14 protein-coding genes are annotated in these 19288 nt (G+C 34.4%); 10 read left to right on the top strand and 4 right to left on the bottom strand.

The features are described 5' to 3' along the window. Positions 1 to 15 precede the first annotated feature (15 nt). The 6 genes from CUU59_RS04215 to CUU59_RS04190 all read left to right on the top strand — a co-directional run bounded on the left by CUU59_RS04215 (position 16) and on the right by CUU59_RS04190 (position 8988). Positions 16 to 708 (top strand): metallophosphoesterase, encoded by a 693-nt coding sequence (locus CUU59_RS04215; RefSeq protein WP_342747446.1) that lies wholly within the window; start codon positions 16 to 18, stop codon positions 706 to 708. A 3-nt stretch (positions 709 to 711) separates the two neighbouring features. Then, entirely contained in the window at positions 712 to 1434 is a 723-nt protein-coding gene (gene nagB, locus CUU59_RS04210) for a glucosamine-6-phosphate deaminase (protein ID WP_099950748.1), read from the top strand. Beyond that, positions 1431 to 1937 (top strand): class IV adenylate cyclase, encoded by a 507-nt coding sequence (locus tag CUU59_RS04205; RefSeq protein WP_099950747.1) that lies wholly within the window; start codon positions 1431 to 1433, stop codon positions 1935 to 1937. The genes nagB and CUU59_RS04205 overlap by 4 nt, the downstream gene beginning before the upstream one ends. A 273-nt stretch (positions 1938 to 2210) precedes the next feature. Further along, complete coding sequence (ypfJ, locus tag CUU59_RS04200; RefSeq protein ID WP_099950746.1) at positions 2211 to 3074, top strand: KPN_02809 family neutral zinc metallopeptidase; 864 nt, start codon at positions 2211 to 2213, stop codon at positions 3072 to 3074. Positions 3075 to 3082: 8 nt separating this feature from the next. Continuing rightward, on the top strand, positions 3083 to 4072 hold the full coding sequence (gene trpS / locus CUU59_RS04195) for a tryptophan--tRNA ligase (protein ID WP_099950745.1): 990 nt from the start codon (positions 3083 to 3085) through the stop codon (positions 4070 to 4072). After that, positions 4072 to 8988 (top strand): phosphoribosylformylglycinamidine synthase, encoded by a 4917-nt coding sequence (locus CUU59_RS04190; RefSeq protein WP_099950744.1) that lies wholly within the window; start codon positions 4072 to 4074, stop codon positions 8986 to 8988. The genes trpS and CUU59_RS04190 overlap by 1 nt, the downstream gene beginning before the upstream one ends. 63 nt (positions 8989 to 9051) lie before the next feature. Here the strand turns inward: CUU59_RS04190 and CUU59_RS08075 are convergent, their stop codons facing one another. The 4 genes from CUU59_RS08075 to CUU59_RS04170 all read right to left on the bottom strand — a co-directional run bounded on the left by CUU59_RS08075 (position 9052) and on the right by CUU59_RS04170 (position 14554). Continuing rightward, positions 9052 to 10101 (bottom strand): hypothetical protein, encoded by a 1050-nt coding sequence (locus CUU59_RS08075; protein WP_146036070.1) that lies wholly within the window; start codon positions 10099 to 10101, stop codon positions 9052 to 9054. A gap of 637 nt (positions 10102 to 10738) precedes the next feature. After that, a complete protein-coding gene (locus CUU59_RS04180; protein WP_099950742.1) occupies positions 10739 to 11473 on the bottom strand; it encodes an ABC transporter ATP-binding protein in 735 nt (244 codons plus the stop codon). 19 nt (positions 11474 to 11492) lie between these two features. Then, complete coding sequence (gene ppdK, locus CUU59_RS04175; protein WP_099950741.1) at positions 11493 to 14111, bottom strand: pyruvate, phosphate dikinase; 2619 nt, start codon at positions 14109 to 14111, stop codon at positions 11493 to 11495. Further along, positions 14111 to 14554, bottom strand: coding sequence for a kinase/pyrophosphorylase (locus CUU59_RS04170; RefSeq protein ID WP_099950740.1), 444 nt, complete (start codon positions 14552 to 14554; stop codon positions 14111 to 14113). The genes ppdK and CUU59_RS04170 overlap by 1 nt, the downstream gene beginning before the upstream one ends. 167 nt (positions 14555 to 14721) lie before the next feature. On the opposite strand from CUU59_RS04170, the gene lepB reads away from it, so the two are divergent. The 4 genes from lepB (at position 14722) to hemW (ending at position 19216) form a co-directional block, all read left to right on the top strand. Continuing rightward, complete coding sequence (gene lepB, locus CUU59_RS04165) at positions 14722 to 15318, top strand: signal peptidase I (protein WP_099950739.1); 597 nt, start codon at positions 14722 to 14724, stop codon at positions 15316 to 15318. Next, complete coding sequence (lepA, locus tag CUU59_RS04160) at positions 15315 to 17117, top strand: translation elongation factor 4 (protein WP_099950738.1); 1803 nt, start codon at positions 15315 to 15317, stop codon at positions 17115 to 17117. Before lepB ends, lepA begins: the two co-directional genes overlap by 4 nt. Before the next feature lie 63 nt (positions 17118 to 17180). Continuing rightward, positions 17181 to 18083 (top strand): radical SAM protein, encoded by a 903-nt coding sequence (locus CUU59_RS04155; RefSeq protein ID WP_169922853.1) that lies wholly within the window; start codon positions 17181 to 17183, stop codon positions 18081 to 18083. Beyond that, positions 18080 to 19216, top strand: coding sequence for a radical SAM family heme chaperone HemW (gene hemW, locus CUU59_RS04150; protein ID WP_099950736.1), 1137 nt, complete (start codon positions 18080 to 18082; stop codon positions 19214 to 19216). Before CUU59_RS04155 ends, hemW begins: the two co-directional genes overlap by 4 nt. Positions 19217 to 19288 lie beyond the last annotated feature (72 nt).

Raw genomic sequence — 19288 nt, 5'->3', positions numbered from 1 at the left:
AATTGCAAATTTGAGGTGATTCATTTGATATATGCGATTGCAGATACTCATCTTGATGGTGGACAAGATAAGCCCATGGATGTATTTTCAGATATATGGTTGAACCACAAGGATAATATAGAAAAAAACTGGAAGGAGATTATCACAGACGAAGACTATGTGCTTCTGGCAGGTGATATTTCCTGGGCTTTAAAATTAGAAGCTGCTCTTGAAGACCTGAAATTTTTGGACCAATTGCCAGGACAGAAAATAATATCTAGGGGCAACCATGATTATTGGTGGTCAAGCTTGAAGAAGATGAATGATTTAAATTTAAAAACAATTAATTTTTTACAAAATAATTCATTTTCTGTTGGCAACTATGAAGTTGTTGGCAGCAGGCTTTGGTGTGACGAATCTTCCAGGGAATTTGAAAAAGGTGATGAACGAATAATTAATCGTGAAGTAATTAGGCTAGAGATGTCTATTAAGTCAGCTAAAAAAGATAAACCTATAATTGCTATGGTTCATTATCCACCATTTGACAACAATGGAAGTCCAAATGTATTCCATCAAGTATTAAAAGATCACAAAGTAAGCATTTGCATTTATGGCCACTTGCATGCAGATGGTCATAAAAAAGCCGTAGAAGGCTTGGTGGATGGAGTGGAGTATCATTTAACATCCGCCGATTATTTGAATTTTACTCCAAAGTTGATTAGGAGGTAATATATGAAAGTTATAGTTTGTAAAGATTACGATGAAATGAGCAAGAAGGCTGCAGAATTTTATGCAAGTAGAATCAAAGATGTAAAAGTTCTTGGACTTGCAACAGGAAGCACGCCTATTGGTCTATACAAGGAGTTAGCTAAAAAAAATAAAAATGGAGAAATTTCTTTTAAAGACATAACAACAGTAAATTTGGACGAGTATATTGGTTTACCAGAAGGTCATGAACAATCATACAAGCAATTTATGAAGGATAATTTCTTTGATCATATTGATATAGACATCAATAATACTCATGTTCCAAGTGCAAAAGATCAAAATGATATTGAAGCATGTAAAGAGTATGACGAGCTCATTGAATCTGTGGGCGGCATTGATATTCAACTATTAGGTGTTGGTGAAAATGGTCACATCGCATTTAATGAACCTGATGAAAGTCTTCCTTTCGGCACCAATATTGTAAAGCTAACTGATTCTACTATAGAAGTTAACTCTAGATTTTTTGATAGTGTAGATGAAGTTCCTAGATATGCTATTAGTATGGGTGTTGGAAAAATTATGGAAGCAAAGACCATTGTTATGATGGCAAATGGCAAGAGAAAAGCTGATGCTATTAGAGCTCTCGTTAAGTCAGATCAAGTTACAACAATGTGTCCAATATCACTTCTAAAACTTCACCATGATCTACATGTATTTATCGATGAAGAATTATATAAGGCCTTATGATAGAAAAAGAAATTGAGATCAAAGTTTTGGGATATAGCCTTGATGAGTTGAAAAATATGATTGAAGATTTGGGTGCAAAGTTTCAAGTAGTGGAAGAGCAAAGCAATTATCGTTTTGAAACACCAAATGTAAATGAAGATTCATATTTAAGATTAAGGGTCACTGACAAGTACTCTGAGTTTACTTTTAAGAAACGCTTAGGGTCTGTTGGAGCAAGGACAAATTCGGAACTTACAACAAGGATTGATGATCCAGAAGTATTTTTACAGATAATGGATGAGATCGGTATGAGTTATTCCTTACAAAAAAAGACTCGTTATAAGTATTTGTTAGATAAATTTGTTTTTGATATTGACCTATGGGATAAGGCAGTTTACCCTTATCCTTATTTAGAAATAGAAGCGGCTAGTCAAGAGGACCTAGACAAGATATTATCTAGGTTAAATATTCCGAAAGAAAATATAAGCACAAAGTCCATAAGAGAATTAATAAATGAGCTTTAAAGTGCTTGAATTCAATCCCTTTTAATGCTATTATATAAGGTAGGAGGGAATGAAATGGAAATGGTCTTTAAAGTAACTAGTAAATATACTTATAAGAGATTTTTTCTGTTTTATTTTCGAATAAATTCACCATCAAACCAGATGATTTTAAGCGACATTTTTAGACCTAAAAGTTTCGCTTGATTTATCTGGTTATTTTTATATGGTTTATAATTCTTTATTAGGAATATATTTTTATTCTAAAAAAATTTTAGAAAGGTCAGGTGACAAATTATGAAATGGAGAGGAAGACAAGGAAGTTCCAATGTTGAAGATAGAAGATTTAACAGTGGAGGCGGTAGACGTGGAGGCTCAGGATTTAAATTGGGCGGAGGAGGCCTAATAATATTTGCAATTATTTATATGATAATGGGCGGCAATCCCCTTAGTTTAATTCCACTTGCAAGCAATAGAACGCAAACAGCTCCTGAATATGTTGAAACTGAATCAGATAAAGAAAAAATGGAATTTTTAAGCGTAGTATTGAAAGATACAGAGGATGTTTGGAATGAGGTATTTAAAGAGTATAATTTAGACTACGAAACTACAAATCTAGTTGTATTTAACGGTTCAGTTAATTCAGCATGTGGCACTGCACAAGCTGCTATGGGGCCCTTCTATTGTCCGCTGGATAAAAAAATCTATATGGACTTGGACTTTTTTGATCAATTAAAAAATGAGTTCGGAGCAAAGGGTGAATTTGCAATTGCCTATGTCCTTGCCCATGAAGTTGGCCACCATGTCCAAGATGAGCTCGGAATCTTAGGCGAAAAGCAGCAGCTGAGAAAGCAACTTAGTGAAACAGAATACAATAAAATTTCTGTAAGAATTGAACTTCAAGCAGATTATCTTGCAGGAGTTTTTGCTAGCAGAATTGAAGATAAGGGTTATTTAGATGTAGATGATATTGATGATGCAATTAGAGCTGCAGAGTCAGTAGGTGATGATATTTTACAAAAGAGGTATCAAGGGACGGTTGTGCCTGATGCTTTTACTCACGGTACAGCAGATATGAGGTCGCGTTGGTTTATGAAGGGTTATCGTGCAGGCAACTTTGATGAATTTGACACTTTCAAATATGAATATGACGACTTATAGGAGGGAAAATGAAAACAGTTTATAGTGCTATACAGCCATCAGGACTTTTAACAATTGGTAATTATATAGGTGCACTTAAACAATGGCCAAAGCTACAAGAAGAGTATAAATGCTTATTTTCTGTTGCTGATATGCATGCAATTACAGTTAGACAAGATCCTAAGGAATTAAGAGAGCGTTCTAGAATGCTAATTGCAGTTTATTTGGCTTGCGGTATTGATCCAAAGAAAAGTATTATGTATATTAACTCACATGTAAGCGAACACGCTGAGCTTGCTTGGATCTTGGATACCTATACAAGCATCGGTCAATTAAAAAGAATGCACCAATTTAAATCTAAGATTAAAGGCAACGAAGAGGGGGCCAACGCGGGTTTATTTTGCTATCCTGTATTAATGGCAGCAGATATTTTACTTTACAATACAGATTTTGTTCCAGTAGGGGATGACCAAAAACAACACGTAGAAATAACCAGGGATATAGCTGAAAGATTTAACTCAGCTTATGGAGACACATTTGTTATGCCTGAGCCTCTTATTTCAAAGACAGGAGCTAGGATTAAATCTTTACAAGATCCTATGGTAAAGATGAGTAAATCAGACCCTAACGACAATGCATACATTTTATTGTTGGAAGACGAAAAAACTCTTAAGAAAAAATTAGGCAGGGCTGTTACAGACTCTGTTGGTGAGATAAATTATACTGATGACCAACCAGGAGTTAAAAACCTAATTGACATTTATCAAGCATTTACAGATGAAAGCTTAGAAGAAATTTTAAATAAATTTGAAGGCAAGGGTTATGGAGAATTAAAAAATCAAACTTTTGAAGCTGTGAACACTGTTTTAAAACCAATTAGAGAAAATACTGAAAAGTTTTTAAGTGATCAGTCTTATATTGATCAAATTATAAAAGAAGGAGCTACTCACGCCAAGGAAATTGCGTCAGAAACCTTGGAAAGAGTCTATGATAAGGTGGGCTTTGTTAGGAGGATTTAATGAAAATATTAATTATTGGTAGCGGTGCAAGAGAGTATGCTATAGGTAAAAAGATTTATGATCAAAGGGGTTCAGAAGTTCAATTGTATTTTGCTCCAGGCAATGCTGGAACTGAATTAATTGGCAAAAATGTAAGCATTCCTGACAGTGAAATTGCAAGTCTACTTGTCTTTAGCCAAGAAGAAAATATCGATTACACGATTGTTGGTCCAGAAGCTCCACTTGTTGAAGGCATTGCAGATGTTTTTGAACGTGCAGGAAAATTAATATTTGCTCCTTCAAAAGAAGCCTCACAAATCGAAGGGTCCAAGGAATTTTGCAAGACTATATTGGCAAGCAAAAATATTCCTACGGCAAAATACAGGTCCTTTAAAGATGCAGGTGAAGCTATTAAATATGCAAAAGAGCTCAGGGATGAGTCTGAACAAAACTTAGTTGTTTTAAAAGCAGATGGACTTGCAGCAGGTAAAGGCGTTTTAATAGTATCAGATGATGTGGATATTGAAAACGGGGCAAAAAATGTTTTGGAAAACAAAATTTTTGGCGACCAAGTCTTGCTTGTTGAAGAATACTTAGAAGGATTTGAAACTTCGCTCATGGGATTTTTTGATGGAGAATCTTTTAAACTCTTTAATCCAGTTAGAGACCACAAGACAATTTATGAGGGAAATGTAGGACCTAACACTGGAGGAATGGGAACCTTCACTCCAGATATGGAAGCTTTAATGTACAGGGATGAAATAAAAGACCAAATTTTAGATCCTTTTATTGAAGCGATAAAAATTAATAAAATTGACTACAGAGGGATTGTTTTCTTTGGACTAATGATAACCAAGGAAGGTCCAAAAGTTCTTGAAATTAATACTAGGTTTGGTGATCCAGAAACCCAGGTTGCCCTCATGGCACTTGAAAGTGATTTATTAAATCTGATGATGGCAACTAGCAAGAGAGAACTTAACGAATGCTATATCAAGATTAATGATAAAAATATTGTAAATGTTGTAGCAGCAAGTGGTGGCTATCCAGGTTCATATGAAAAAGGATATGATATTAATGGACTCGATAAGCTTAATGATGTTGAAGTATTTTATGCTGGTGTAAAATCCGAGGATGGAAAACTTCTGACAAATGGGGGAAGAGTACTTAGTATTGCAGCTGCGGATAAATCAATGGAAGAAGCCGAGAGAATTGTTTATAGTGAAATCGAAAGGATTAAATTTAAGGATATGTATTATAGAAAAGATATAGCTCCAAATGTAAAGAGAATTTATGTAAACAAGAAAGACGAGTTTGACATTTTTTCAGAGGCGGTACTTAATCAATTACAAGAACATGGAATTAATCCATCCAAATGCAAATTATACAAGAGATATGACATTGAAGGTCTGACCAATAAAGAAATAGATTTAATCAAGGATACTATTTTAAGAGAACCCCCAGTAGATGATATCTATGTTGGGGACGATGCTCTAAGCTTGCAAAAATCTTTTAAGGATGTTCTTGTTAGACAATACAAGGCTGGACAATTTGACCAAAGAGAACGCGGCTTAATTGATACAATAAAGAGCGTTATCCCAGGAGCAAATGTAGCTGCTCATGTTGCTGAAGTTATTTCCTTCGAAGGTGTCGATAAGGATACAATGACAAAGATAAAGAAAGTTCTAATCAATCCTGTAGATGAAGAAGAGGGAAGGCTATTGGAAATTCCATCATCCATTAAAGACACAGGAAAAGCTGATAAAACTGTTGTAGTTTATGAAGGCTTTAAGGACTTTGATGACAAAGACTTAGCTGAATTTTATAAGAGCCAAAGTCTTGCCATGGACTTAGAAGACTTGAAAATTATTCAAGACTACTTCAAAAAAGAAGGCAGGGACATAAATGATGTTGAGCTTTCAATGATTGATACTTATTGGTCAGACCATTGTAGGCACACAACTTTTAATACTGCTCTTACAAATATTAAATTTGAAAGTGAAAACTCAAAGCGTGACAAGGCTCTTAAAGAAGCTTTTGAAAAATATTTGGCCAAGAGAGAAGAAATTAATAGAACAAAACCAGTTTCATTGATGGATCTTGGTACAATTCACTCCAGATATATGAGACATTTGGGCAAGCTCGATGATGTTGAAGTAAGCGATGAAATTAATGCTTGCACACTTATTATTGACGCTGATGTGGATGGGGAAAAAGAAGAATATTTGTTCTTCTTTAAAAACGAAACCCACAATCACCCAACAGAAATTGAACCTTTTGGTGGTGCACAAACTTGCTTAGGCGGAGCTATCAGAGATCCATTATCTGGCAGGGGTTACGTATATCAAGCTATGAGAATTACAGGTGCCTCAGATCCTATTAATGATTATGAGCTCAAGGGAAAATTAACTCAAAAGAAAATAGTTCGCGATGCAGCTAAAGGCTATTCATCCTACGGCAATCAAATCGGTTTAGCTACTGGTTATGTAGAAGAATTGTTCCATCCTGGTTATAAAGCAAAGAGAATGGAAGTTGGCGCTGTAGTAGGTGCTGCTCCAAGAAAATATGTTAAACGCGAAAACCCTGAGCCAGGCGATGTAATTGTATTATTGGGCGGACGCACAGGTCGTGATGGCGTTGGCGGAGCAACAGGTTCTTCTAAATCACATGATGAATCAAGTGTAAAAAAATCTGGTGCAGAAGTTCAAAAGGGTCACGCACCAACAGAAAGAAAAATCCAAAGGTTATTTAGACGTCCAGAAGTTACTTCTATGATTAAGAAATGTAATGACTTTGGTGCTGGTGGAGTAAGTGTTGCCATTGGTGAATTAGCTGATTCACTTGATATTTATCTGGACAGAGTACCTCTAAAATACAAGGGGCTTACACCAAGAGAAATTGCAATTTCTGAATCTCAAGAGAGAATGGCTGTTGTTATTAGGTCTAAAGACTTAAATGAATTCTTGAAATATGCTGAAGAGGAAAATCTAGAAGCTACTCATGTTGCAGACGTTGTTGATACTGGCAGAATGAAAATCTTCTATCACGATGATATCGTTGTAGATCTTTCTCGTGAATTCTTAAATTCAACAGGAGCTGAAAAAACTCAAGATGTTACTGTTGAAGGTTTAAATGAAATTAATTTCTTTAAGGAAAAACATACAGAAAAAATTGAAAAGAGAATGGCTGGTCTTGACCAAGCTTCCAGAAAGAATTTGCTTGAAAACTTTGACTTCTCAGTAGGCAGAGCAACCATAAACGCACCCTTAGGCGGTAAAAATGAATTGACTCCTATCAATGCAATGGCTGCAAAGATTTCTTCAAAGACTGACTTAACAAGGACCACAACTTACATGAGTTATGGTTTTATTCCTTACTTGTCAGCTGAAGATCCATTTGTAGGTAGCTATTATTCAGTTCTACTATCGGTCTTTAAGTTAGTTGCATCAGGTGCTCCTCTAGCAACAATTAGAACCTCTTATCAAGAATATTTTGAAAAGATGGGAGACAATCCAAAGACCTGGCAAAAACCATTTATAGCCTTGCTTGGTGCACTTAAGGCAAGCTCAATTGTAAGCACGCCACCAATTGGCGGTAAGGACTCAATGAGCGGAACTTTTGAAGATCTAAACGTCCCACCAACACTGATTTCATTCGCAGTTGGTTATGGAGACAAGGATTATGTTACAACTTCTGAAATGAAGGGTGGCCACAAAATTGGCTTAATTGAAATAGACACAGATGAATTTGGATTAGCAGATGATAAGGAAATTTTAGATAAGCTCGCTATTATTGAAGAACAAATTCAAAAGAAAAATATCAAAACATCATTTGTCTGTGATAATGCAAGCGTACTTGAAGCATTGATAAAAATGTGCGTTGGAAATGATGTTTGCGTAGATGTAAAGCTGACTGATAATGACCAATATAAAAAGACTCCGCTAACAGTTATTATTGAATATGATGAAGAGTTTGATGGGGTTAGAGAAATTGGTAAATCTGGCACAGAAGACTTTATCGTTAACGGCGAAAAGCTCGCTTACGAAGATGTTAAAAAGGCTTTTGTTAATGGCTTAAATGAAATTTACGGCACAAACAAAGATCAAGAAACTAAAGATCTTTATTTCCATGAATCTATTAACAGAAGGATGAAGTCCTATAAGCCAGTTGAAAAAGTTCGCGTTGTAATTCCAGTTTTTGAAGGCACAAATAGTGAATTTGATTCAAGACTTGCCTTTGAAAAGGAAGGGGCTTATGTTCAAGAAGTTTTAATCAAAAACTTAACTCCTGAACTATTAGAAGCATCGATCAAAGAGTTTGCACTTGCTATTAACAATGCGCAAATATTATTTATACCAGGTGGTTTCTCAATGAGTGACGAACCGGATGGAAGTGCAAAGTTTATTGCAAATGTTCTTAGAAATAAGGATGTTAAAGAAGCAATTGAACATCTTGTATCCGAAGAGGGCAATGACGGACTTGTCTTAGGTGTATGTAATGGTTTCCAAGCTCTAATTAAAACAGGGCTCCTACCATTTGGACAAATCAAAAACTTAAGCGAAGACGATGCAACTCTTACCTTTAATACTCTTGGCCGTCACATCTCAAGAATAATTCCAACTAAGCCACAAACATTAAATTCACCATGGCTAAAGTATATTGAAAATAAAGAGTACAGGGTTCCAATCTCACACGGAGAAGGCAGGTTCTATTGTTCAGATGAAATGTACAAGGACCTTGTTGACAAGGACCAAGTTGCATTTAAGTATGTAATAAATCCAAATGGAAGCTCACATGGCATTGAATCCATTATGGACCCAAGTGGAAAGATACTTGGTAAGATGGGCCACTCAGAAAGATTGAGTGAAGACACTTATAAAAATATTCCAGATATAGAATATATGAACTTATTCAAGGCTGGAGTAGAATACTTCAAGTAAAATAAACAAATAAAATAGGCCTTAGCTTCTAAAAGCTAAAGCCTATTTTTTATTCTCATAATATTATTCATCTCTGTATTTGGGAAGCTTTTCTTCTAAAGTAGAAATATTTAACTTGTAAATTACTTCGCCAAATATTAAACATAAAAGCATATATATAAGAGATACATATTGAAGTACTGTAAACCAATCCTCATACAAGGCTGCAAAAAATTTATATAGAAGATATATAATTAGTGCATTTGCAAAAGTAAAAGCCATACTTTTCAGAGGGTTAGTACCTCCTTTAACAGCTCTTTGCGGTGAGTCCCAATCAAAATATGGATACTTAATACCTATATATAAATCTATATTGGAATAATAAAACCAAGATATTATGGTTCCTCCGGCAAATGCAAGAGGCATCGTGATAGAGGATATTGTTAGACCAGATTTAATTATAGTTAGTGCAAGAATAATTATTATTGCAAAAAAAGCATTAAAAGCACTTATCCAAAGAGAGGCTAGAAGCCTTCCATCTACTTGGTCTTTGGCAGTAGTAGGTAGGGTCTTAATCACATTAATTTTATTACCCTCTCTGGTGATTGTACTTATAGTTGAAGAGTTTAAAGATACAAATGTTGTATATAGAAATCCAATTAGTATACAAGAAAAAATTTCTGTTAAGATATTTTCTCCAAAATTATAGTCTAAGCCTCCAAATAAACCTGATAGGCTAACTCCATCTTTGGCGGCGGCTCCTAAGAATCCAATGGAAAATATTATTATAAATACTATTCCTATAGCCATGATATTAAAAAAATAAATTGGAGTTTTTAAAATCTCTTTAAATTCTTTATTCGCAATTTCTCTAACAACTGATCTCTTTTTAATTTTTAAAGCTTTCTTGCGTTTTTTCTTTCTGCTTCCTGTTATGGAGTTAAGTTCGAGGCCTTTTTGCAAGGCTTTTTCTGAAAAACGACCAACAAGATACATTATTGCAAACACAATCCCTGCATACACAAGAGTATATAAGAGGCTTAACAAAATGCTTCTGTTAAATATTTTTACCATAAAAAATGCATGTGGGAAAAATCTAAAGACTGAATTATCAAAATTTTTAACAACTGTCATAAGAGAATCTGCAGTATTTATATATCTGGTAATTAGTATATAAATTACTAGTCCAGCCATTAAAGCTAAAGCTTGCATAATGTTTTTAAGATTAGAAATCCTGTTTAAATACTTCATTAATTTTATAATAATAAAGGATAATAGTGATATTATAAGTATATTTGTTAAGAATATACTTATTAAAACAGTTAGGTAAACTATTATATTATATGAAGAGAAATAGCAGAGCCTAATAAAAGTTGGAATTATTAAAAATAAGGATACAAATAAACTATCTATAAAAATAGAAATAGATTTACTAATTATTATGTCCCTATTTTTAATTGGTAGCGTTTGCATTATTTTTATATCATTTGAGAAATAAAGGTTTGACATAATGGAGGGCAGAACGGTAAAGACAAGAAAGAGGATATGAGATGTACTTATTGATACAATAAATAAATTTATCATACCTGCTTGAACCAATGAATCTATTTGTCCAAATAAAAACCTTTGTATCAGAACTGCGTAGAAAGCTATAATTATGAATGAAAAGATTAGAGAAAATAGTTTTCTCTTTTCTTTTTTATCTTTAAGTGCAGCTCCTGGGTGAAAAAGGGCACTGTATCTGGCATATAAATCTTTTATTACTAGGGTCTTAATCATTTTTGGTTAGCTCCAAGAATATTTTTTCAAGATTTCCTTCAGCTTCAGGCACGAGGCCTTTTATTTCATCAACGCTTCCTCTTGCGATTATTTTTCCATTATTAATAATAATTATATCGTCACATACATTTTGGGCCACTTCCATTACGTGAGTAGAAAAGAGGACGACCTTTCCGTCGTCCGCTCTTTGTCTCATAATTTCTTTTAAATTAAATGAACTTTTTGGATCAAGTCCAACCATTGGCTCATCTAAGATAAAGTAGTCAGGATCGTGTATTAAACCACCGATTAGGGCAAGCTTTTGCTGCATACCATGTGAATAACCAGAAATTGTTTGATCAAGTGCAAAGTCTAGTTCAAATATTTTTGCATATTTTTCAACTTCTTCTTGAGCAAACTCTGGATCCATCTGATATACATTTGCTATAAAGTTTAAATACTCGAAACCTGTCATTGTTTCGTATAGAAGAGGATTATCAGGTATATAACTTATAAGCTTTTTGCTTTCGTAGCCCTCTTGGCTCACATCAAAACCATTTACAGTAACCTTACCATGAGTAGGAGAGAGAATACCAACAATCATATTTATTGTTGTAGTTTTACCGGCACCATTTGGTCCCAGAAAACCTGTTATCTTTCCACCTTCAATATCTAGGTTTACACTATCAACGGCGATTTTAGAGCCGAAAGCTTTTGTAACATTTTGAAGCTTAATAGCTTTGTTCATAAAATCCTCCTAAAGTATTTTATTTTTGTTTTTTAAGCTCGATTGCTGATTGTGCAGCAGCAAGTCTTGCGATTGGAACTCTGTATGGTGAGCAGCTTACATAATCTAAGCCAACTTTTCCAAAGAATTTAATTGAATCTGGATCTCCGCCGGCTTCACCACAAACACCTACATGAAGATTTGGATTTGATTCACGGCCAAGTCTTGTAGCCATTTCAATTAATTTACCAACACCTTCAGTATCTAGAGATTCAAAAGGACTTACTTTAAAGATTCCTCTATCGACGTACTCTGCAATAAATGGACCAGAGTCGTCGCGGCTAAAGCCAAATGTCATTTGAGTCATGTCGTTTGTACCAAAGCTAAAGAAGTCAGCTTCTTTTGCAATTTGGTCAGCGAGTAGGGCGGCACGAGGAATTTCAATCATGGTACCTACTTCATAATCAATCTTTGCTGATTTTTCTTCAAATACTTTTTCGATTTCTTCTTTAATTTGTCCCTTTACATACTTTAGTTCTTTAATATCACCAACAAGTGGAATCATAATATGTGGAGTTGTTTCTCCAACTTCAATTGCAGCTTCCATAATTGCACGAACTTGCATCTTGTAAATTTCTGGATAAGAAACAGCAAGTCTGCATCCTCTGTGGCCGAGCATTGGGTTTAATTCTTTTAATTCTTCAATCCTATCGCAAAGCGTTTCATAACTTACTCCAAGATCTCCTGCAATTTGTTCTATATCGCTTTCCTTAACAGGAAGGAATTCGTGTAGAGGTGGATCTAAGAGACGAATGGTAACAGGTAGGCCTTTCATTGCTTCAAAGATTCCAACGAAGTCAGATTTTTGATGAGGCAATAATTTATCAAGCGAAGCTTGTCTTTCTTCGGTTGTCTTTGCAAGAATCATCTTTCTAACATCAATAATTCTCTTTTCATCAAAGAACATGTGTTCTGTTCTTGTTAAGCCGATGCCCTTAGCACCAAATTTTCTGGCAGCTGAAGCATCTTTTGGTGTATCAGCATTTGTGTAAACACCCATTACCTTATATTCATCAGCCCATTCCATAAAGGTTTCGAAATTGCCGGAAAGTTGTGGTTCAATCTTCTTGATTTCATCTAGGTAAACGATACCGTTTGTTCCGTCAATTGAAATTGTCTCGCCTTCTTTTATTTCGAGGCCATTGTGAGCTCTGATAATTTTGCTTCTTTCATCAACTCTGAGCTCTGAGCAGCCAGCTACACAGCATTTGCCCATGCCTCTTGCAACAACAGCTGCGTGTGAGGTCATACCACCTCTAGCTGTTAAAATACCTTCAGCTAAAACCATTCCTTCAAGGTCTTCAGGTGAAGTTTCTTCACGAACTAGAATTGTCTTAATACCTTTATCGTGTTTTTTCTTAACGTCTTCTGGCGAGAAGACAACAACTCCACTTGCAGCTCCAGGTGAGGCAGGTAGACCTTTTGTAAGAACTTCTTTGTCTTTAAGATCATCTTCATCGAATTGATAGTGCATAAGTTGGTTCAGTTGGTTTGGTTCAACTTTTAATAGGGCTTCTTCTTTTGTTAAAAGCCCTTCGTTAACCATATCTACTGCAATATTTAATGCAGCCTTACCAGTTCTTTTACCATTTCTAGTTTGAAGGAAGTAGAGCTTGCCTTCTTCGATAGTAAACTCAACGTCTTGCATATCTTTATAGTGTTTTTCCAAGCTTTCGATTGTTTCAAGGAATTTATTATATACAGCTTCATTTTCTTCTTTTAAAGTTTCTATATCATTTGGAGTTCTAATTCCAGCAACAACGTCTTCACCTTGGGCGTTCATTAAGTATTCGCCGAACAATTTATTTTCTCCGTTGGAAGGGCTTCTTGAGAAGCATACGCCAGTACCACTGGTTTCTCCCATGTTACCAAATACCATTGATTGAACATTAACAGCTGTGCCGAGATTATCGTCAATTTTATGGAGTCTTCTATAAGTTTTCGCACGAGGATTCATCCATGATTTAAATACAGCTATAATTGATAGTTCCAGTTGCTTTAATGGATCGGCAGGGAAGTCTTCATTAGTATGTTTCTTGTAAATTTCTTTAAATTTAGCTACTAATTTCTTTAAACCTTCAACTGAGATCTCTTGGTCCATGTTTACATTTTCTTCGGCTTTGATATCATCAAGGGCATCATCAAATTCATATTTTGGTAGACCCATAGCAACATCAGAAAACATTTGTATAAAACGTCTGTAGCTATCATAAGCAAAGCGTTCATTTGAAGTTTTTTCAGATAAAGCTTTTACTGTGTCATCATTAAGCCCTAGATTCAAAATTGTGTCCATCATTCCAGGCATAGAAATAACAGCGCCTGATCTTACTGAAAAGAGTAGAGGATTGGATGATGAACCAAATTTCTTATCTGTATGTGATTCGACTTCTTGAATTCTTTTTAAAACTTCTTCCATCAAATGTGCTGGTAGCATTTCTTTGTTTTCATAAAATGCCTTACATGCATCTGTGGAAATAGTAAATCCTGGTGGAACTGGAATACCCATTACGGTCATTTCAGCAAGGTTTGCACCTTTACCACCCAATAGAGAACGCATACTTGCGTTGCCTTCTTCAAAACTGTAAGTAAATTTTGACATTACTCCTCCTTAAAGTTAATTCTGTCTTTAATAAATTCTGCCGCCTCTTCATTAGAGTAGTTATCAAGGTCGATAATAGGACATCTAATACTTTCATAAATATTGTTAGCATACTCAAGCTCTTTAAAAATCCTGGATTCAGTTGCGTAGTTTGAAGATATTCCTAAATATTTTTCTCTTGTACTACGAAATTTCTTGAGGCTTTCTACTGAACGAATTAATCCAAAGCATTTACGCCTTGGCAACTCTTTATAAATATTTAGGTTAATTTCTGGCACCAAAGGAATGTTTAAAGCTTTTATACCAAAGTAACCCAAATAAAAACAAAGAGGTGTTTTTCCCACGCGTGAAGGACCTAAAATAATACAATCACAATCTTCAAAGTGATCAAGTATTTTGCCGTCGTCGTGTTCAAAATTAAAGTTGATTACATCTATAACCATAACTCACCTCTCATATATGATACATTATACACCATAATCCCACATAAATCAAAGAATGATGAGGGAAAATTTAACTTTTTATTTTTTATTTTTAATAAATTAAAATTGACAAATCTCAGGAAATGTGATGTAATATAACTACATAATTACTTATATAGGAGAGAAAAATGAATGAAATAAATCCACAAGAAAATAGTCAAGTAAACTCTGAAAATGAGCAAGACAATACAGATGATCAAAAAATTAATTGGAAGCGTGAGCTGATGGAATGGGTTAAGTCAATTGCGTTTGCATTTATAGCAGCACTTTTAATTACAAAATTTATTTTTACATTTACAGTTGTTAGGGGCAAGAGCATGTTTCCAACCCTGCACAATAGTGACAGGTTGGTTGAATTAAAGATTGATAAAATTTTTTATGAGTACGACCGTGGAGATATTGTAGTTATAAAGGACAAGGAACTAACAGGTAATGATTTTTATGTCAAAAGAATTGTAGCTGTAGGTGGAGATAATATTAAGATTATAGATGGGCAAGTTATTTTAAATGGCCAAGTTTTAGAAGAAAATTATATTGATAATTTATATACAGAAGGAAATATTGATTACACATTAGAGGATGATGAGGTTTTTGTACTTGGAGACAATAGACTTCCAAATGCAAGCAAGGATTCCAGATTTTTTGGCCCTGTTAATAGAAAATCAATAGACGGAAGATGTGTATTGAGGGTATTTCCTTTTAATAGATTTGGAGGACTTAATTGAAAAAAGAGCATATTAGAAACTTTTCGATAATTGCACATATCGATCACGGCAAGAGCACACTTGCAGATAGACTATTGGAGTCTACGAATACAGTTGAAAAAAGAAATTTGAAACAGCAGACACTCGACAGCATGGATCTGGAACGTGAAAGAGGTATAACCATTAAATTAAAAGCGGTAAGGTTAGATTACAAGGCTGATGATGGAAATACTTATGCCTTAAATTTAATTGATACACCAGGCCATGTTGACTTTAATTACGAAGTTTCCAGATCTCTCGCAGCTTGTGAAGGCGCAGTTTTAGTAGTGGATGCTACTCAAGGCGTTGAAGCACAAACCCTAGGCAATGTTTATCTTGCTCTTGACCAAGACTTGGAAATTTTACCTGTTATAAACAAAATGGATTTGCCTTCAGCTAGACCTGAAGAAGTTAAGCATGAAATTGAAGATTTAATTGGCATTGATGCGGAGGACGTTCCTTTAATTTCTGCCAAGACCGGTCTAAATATAAAAGATGTTTTGGAAGATATTGTTAAAAATGTTCCAGCCCCAGATGGAAATGATGACGCTCCACTTAAAGCTTTAATCTTTGACTCATATTATGACCAATACTTAGGCGTTGTTTCTTATATTAGAGTTTTCGAAGGAAAGATCAAGCCAGGTATGAATATTAAACTAATGAGCACAGGAAAAGAATATGAAGTTACAGAAGTTGGGGTAAATGTAACTACCATGAAGCAAGTTGATGAGCTTTGTTCGGGTGAGGTTGGATATTTTACAGCGGCTATTAAAGAAGTTAAAGACGCAAGAGTTGGTGATACAGTTACAGATGCAGATAATCCAACAGCTGAATCACTTCCTGGCTACAAAAAAGTTGTTCCAATGGTTTACTGTGGTGTATATCCATCCGAAGGCCAAGATTATAATACAGTTAGAGAAGCCCTTGAAAAACTTCAAGTAAATGACGCTTCATTAGTCTTTGAAGCTGAGACATCAAAGGCGCTTGGCTTTGGTTTTAGATGTGGTTTCTTAGGTCTCTTGCACATGGAAATTATTCAAGAGAGAATTGATCGTGAATTTGATTTAAATATTATTGCAACAGCACCTAGTGTTATTTATAGGGTTCATAAGACAGATGGAGAAATGCTAGAAATTCAAAACCCAACTAATCTGCCTCCTGTTTCTGAGATTGATTATATAGAAGAGCCAATGGTCGAGGCCGAGATAATGGCGCCAAAAGATTATGTCGGCAAGATTATGGATATTTGCATTGATAGACGCGGCGAATATTTGGGCATGCATTACTTGGATGAAAGAAGAGTAAGCATAAAGTTTAAATTGCCATTAAACGAAGTTATTTATGATTTCTTTGACGCCCTAAAATCAAATACAAAGGGTTATGCTTCACTTGATTATGAGCTATGTGGCTATCAAAAATCAGACCTAGTTAAGTTAGATATTTTAATTAATGGTGAATTAGTGGACGCATTTAGCTTAATTGTTCACGAAAGCAAGGCATACACAAGAGGTCGTGATATTGCAGAGAGATTAAAGGATGTAATTCCTAAACACCAATTTGCTGTTCCTATTCAAGCTGCTATTGGATCTAAGATAATTGCACGTGAAACTATCTCCGCTCTTAGAAAAGACGTTTTGGCTAAGTGTTATGGTGGGGATATTTCTAGAAAGAAAAAGCTTCTTGAAAAACAAAAAGAAGGTAAGAAGCGCATGAGGTCAGTAGGCAATGTCGATGTACCTCAAGAAGCTTTCTTGGAAGTATTAAAATATAAGGAAAAATAATTATAGCTGCATTTTTGCAGCTTTTTTCTTACATATGTTATAATGATTAGGGAGATGATTTTTGTGGACGATTTTTATCCAATTTACATGTATACACCAATGAGTGAAATGCACAACGAAATGATACCTGTAACCATGGGCTGTTCATATCAGCGTTGTTTGTATTGCGATTTAAATTACAGACAAAAATTTAAAATATTTCCTATTGAAGAGATTAGAGATTATATACTTAAACGCAAATGTGAATTAGAAAAGATTAATAGGAAGCCCACAAAATTTACCTTGCTTGAAGGCAATCCTCTATGTATAAAGACGGATTACCTACTAGAGATTTTTAAAATTTTAAAGGTGAATTTTGATGTGGATTATATTTCTATGTTTGCAAGGGCAAATGATGTTTTAAATAAAACTGATGAAGAGTTATTAAAATTAAAAGGTATGGGCATGGATAGGTTATGCTTGGGCCTTGAAAGTGGAAGCGATTTGGTCTTGAATTTTCAAAAGAAGGGTCATAGTGTTTCGGATTCCATTGAGGCTTGCCATAAGCTTGATAGGCTAGGTATAAGTTACAGCACTTATTTTATGTTAGGCTTGGGCGGCAAAGAATTCACAGAGGATCATAGAATAAAGACGCCTATTTTAATCAACCAGATAAATCCTTTTGAAATAATCTTTGTAACTACAGTTATATTTAAAAGAGCTCCCTTAAAAAAACTTGTCCAAGATCAGTCATTTAAAAGACTAAGTATTAGAGAGTCACTCGAAGAGGAGAGAGATATTTTAAGTAAAATAAATATTGATACAGTTATAAAGGCTAGCCATAAGACAAACGCTTTACCATTACTGGCAAAATTTCCTGAACACAGGGACTTGTGTATAGAAAAAATAGATAAGTATATTGAAAATTCTGATAAGATTTTGCAAGCCAATGAAAGAAACAAATGGAAGGTTTGGGGTAAAGAATGATGAAGACCTTAGGATTATATATGCACATACCATTTTGCAAGACCAAGTGCAATTATTGTGATTTTTTAACAATTATTCCTAATAATGTCGAAAAGATCGATGAATACACGGAATATTTATTAAGAGAAATAAATATTACTGCAGATAATTTTGCTGATAGGGAAGTTGATACCATATATTTTGGTGGTGGCACACCATCCTTATTGACAAGCGATCAAATTTATAGGATATTAGATCTGATTTATAAAAAATTTAAGGTAAGTCCAAAAGCAGAGATTACAATTGAAATTAATCCTGAAACTATAGATCACAAGTGGATAAGAAATTTAAAAGAATCAGGAGTAAACAGGACCAGTGTAGGCTTTCAAAATTCTAATCAAGAAATACTAGATTTAATTGGACGCAAGTCTACTTTAAAAATGTTTTTATATACAGTCGAATTTTTACAAAAAGAATCCATAGACAATATTTCTGCTGATATAATTTTGTCTCTACCTAATACTAATGTAGAGTCCACTCTAAGAGATGCAAAACTCTTGGCAGATTTAAACATTCCTCATATAAGTGCTTATTCACTTATACTTGAAGAAAAAACCTTGCTCTATAGGCAAGTTAAGGAAGGGAAAATTAAATTATTAGGCGATGAATTAGATAGGAAGATATACCATGAGTTTTGCCATTATTTAGAGTCAAGGGGCTACCATAGATATGAAGTTTCGAGCTTTTCAAAAGCCGGATATGAGAGCAAGCACAACTCAAGATATTGGAATTTAAGCGAGTATTTAGGACTTGGTCTTGGTGCTAGTGGATTTATAAATAATATGAGAACTAAAAATCCTGTAAAACTTTCTGATTACTATAAGCGAATAGATAATAATAAAATACCTTATTATATTGAGTACGAGCTTTCTAAAGAGGATATGATGAGTGAATATTCTTTTTTATCAATAAGGACTGCAAGGGGAATAGATAAAAATTTTTTTAAAGAAAAGTTCAATGAAGATTTTGATAAAATATTTAATTTAAAAGTTCACGAAGAAAATGGACTCATTATAAACTATAAAGATTTTGTAAGGCTAACTGAAAAGGGCTTTGATTTATCAAACTTAGTAGAAGTAGATCTATTATTATAAAATGGAGGAATATTATTGAAAAAAATTTGGCTTGTAATATTAATATGCTTAAAAAGTAAATAAAATTTCTGT

Source organism: Ezakiella peruensis (genome assembly GCF_900215725.1).
GTDB lineage: Bacteria > Bacillota > Clostridia > Tissierellales > Peptoniphilaceae > Ezakiella > Ezakiella peruensis.
Note: the sequence above shows the minus strand (reverse complement) of the source record. Positions and strands in the feature narration are given on the sequence as shown.

Coding starts and splice junctions, on each gene's coding strand:
- ppdK (WP_099950741.1), bottom strand. CDS start 14,111: ATGTCAAAATTTACTTACAGTTTTGAAGAAGGCAACGCAAGTATGCGT.
- CUU59_RS08075 (WP_146036070.1), bottom strand. CDS start 10,101: ATGACAGTTGTTAAAAATTTTGATAATTCAGTCTTTAGATTTTTCCCA.
- lepB (WP_099950739.1), top strand. CDS start 14,722: ATGAATGAAATAAATCCACAAGAAAATAGTCAAGTAAACTCTGAAAAT.
- hemW (WP_099950736.1), top strand. CDS start 18,080: ATGATGAAGACCTTAGGATTATATATGCACATACCATTTTGCAAGACC.
- CUU59_RS04170 (WP_099950740.1), bottom strand. CDS start 14,554: ATGGTTATAGATGTAATCAACTTTAATTTTGAACACGACGACGGCAAA.
- nagB (WP_099950748.1), top strand. CDS start 712: ATGAAAGTTATAGTTTGTAAAGATTACGATGAAATGAGCAAGAAGGCT.
- trpS (WP_099950745.1), top strand. CDS start 3,083: ATGAAAACAGTTTATAGTGCTATACAGCCATCAGGACTTTTAACAATT.
- CUU59_RS04180 (WP_099950742.1), bottom strand. CDS start 11,473: ATGAACAAAGCTATTAAGCTTCAAAATGTTACAAAAGCTTTCGGCTCT.
- CUU59_RS04205 (WP_099950747.1), top strand. CDS start 1,431: ATGATAGAAAAAGAAATTGAGATCAAAGTTTTGGGATATAGCCTTGAT.
- CUU59_RS04190 (WP_099950744.1), top strand. CDS start 4,072: ATGAAAATATTAATTATTGGTAGCGGTGCAAGAGAGTATGCTATAGGT.
- ypfJ (WP_099950746.1), top strand. CDS start 2,211: ATGAAATGGAGAGGAAGACAAGGAAGTTCCAATGTTGAAGATAGAAGA.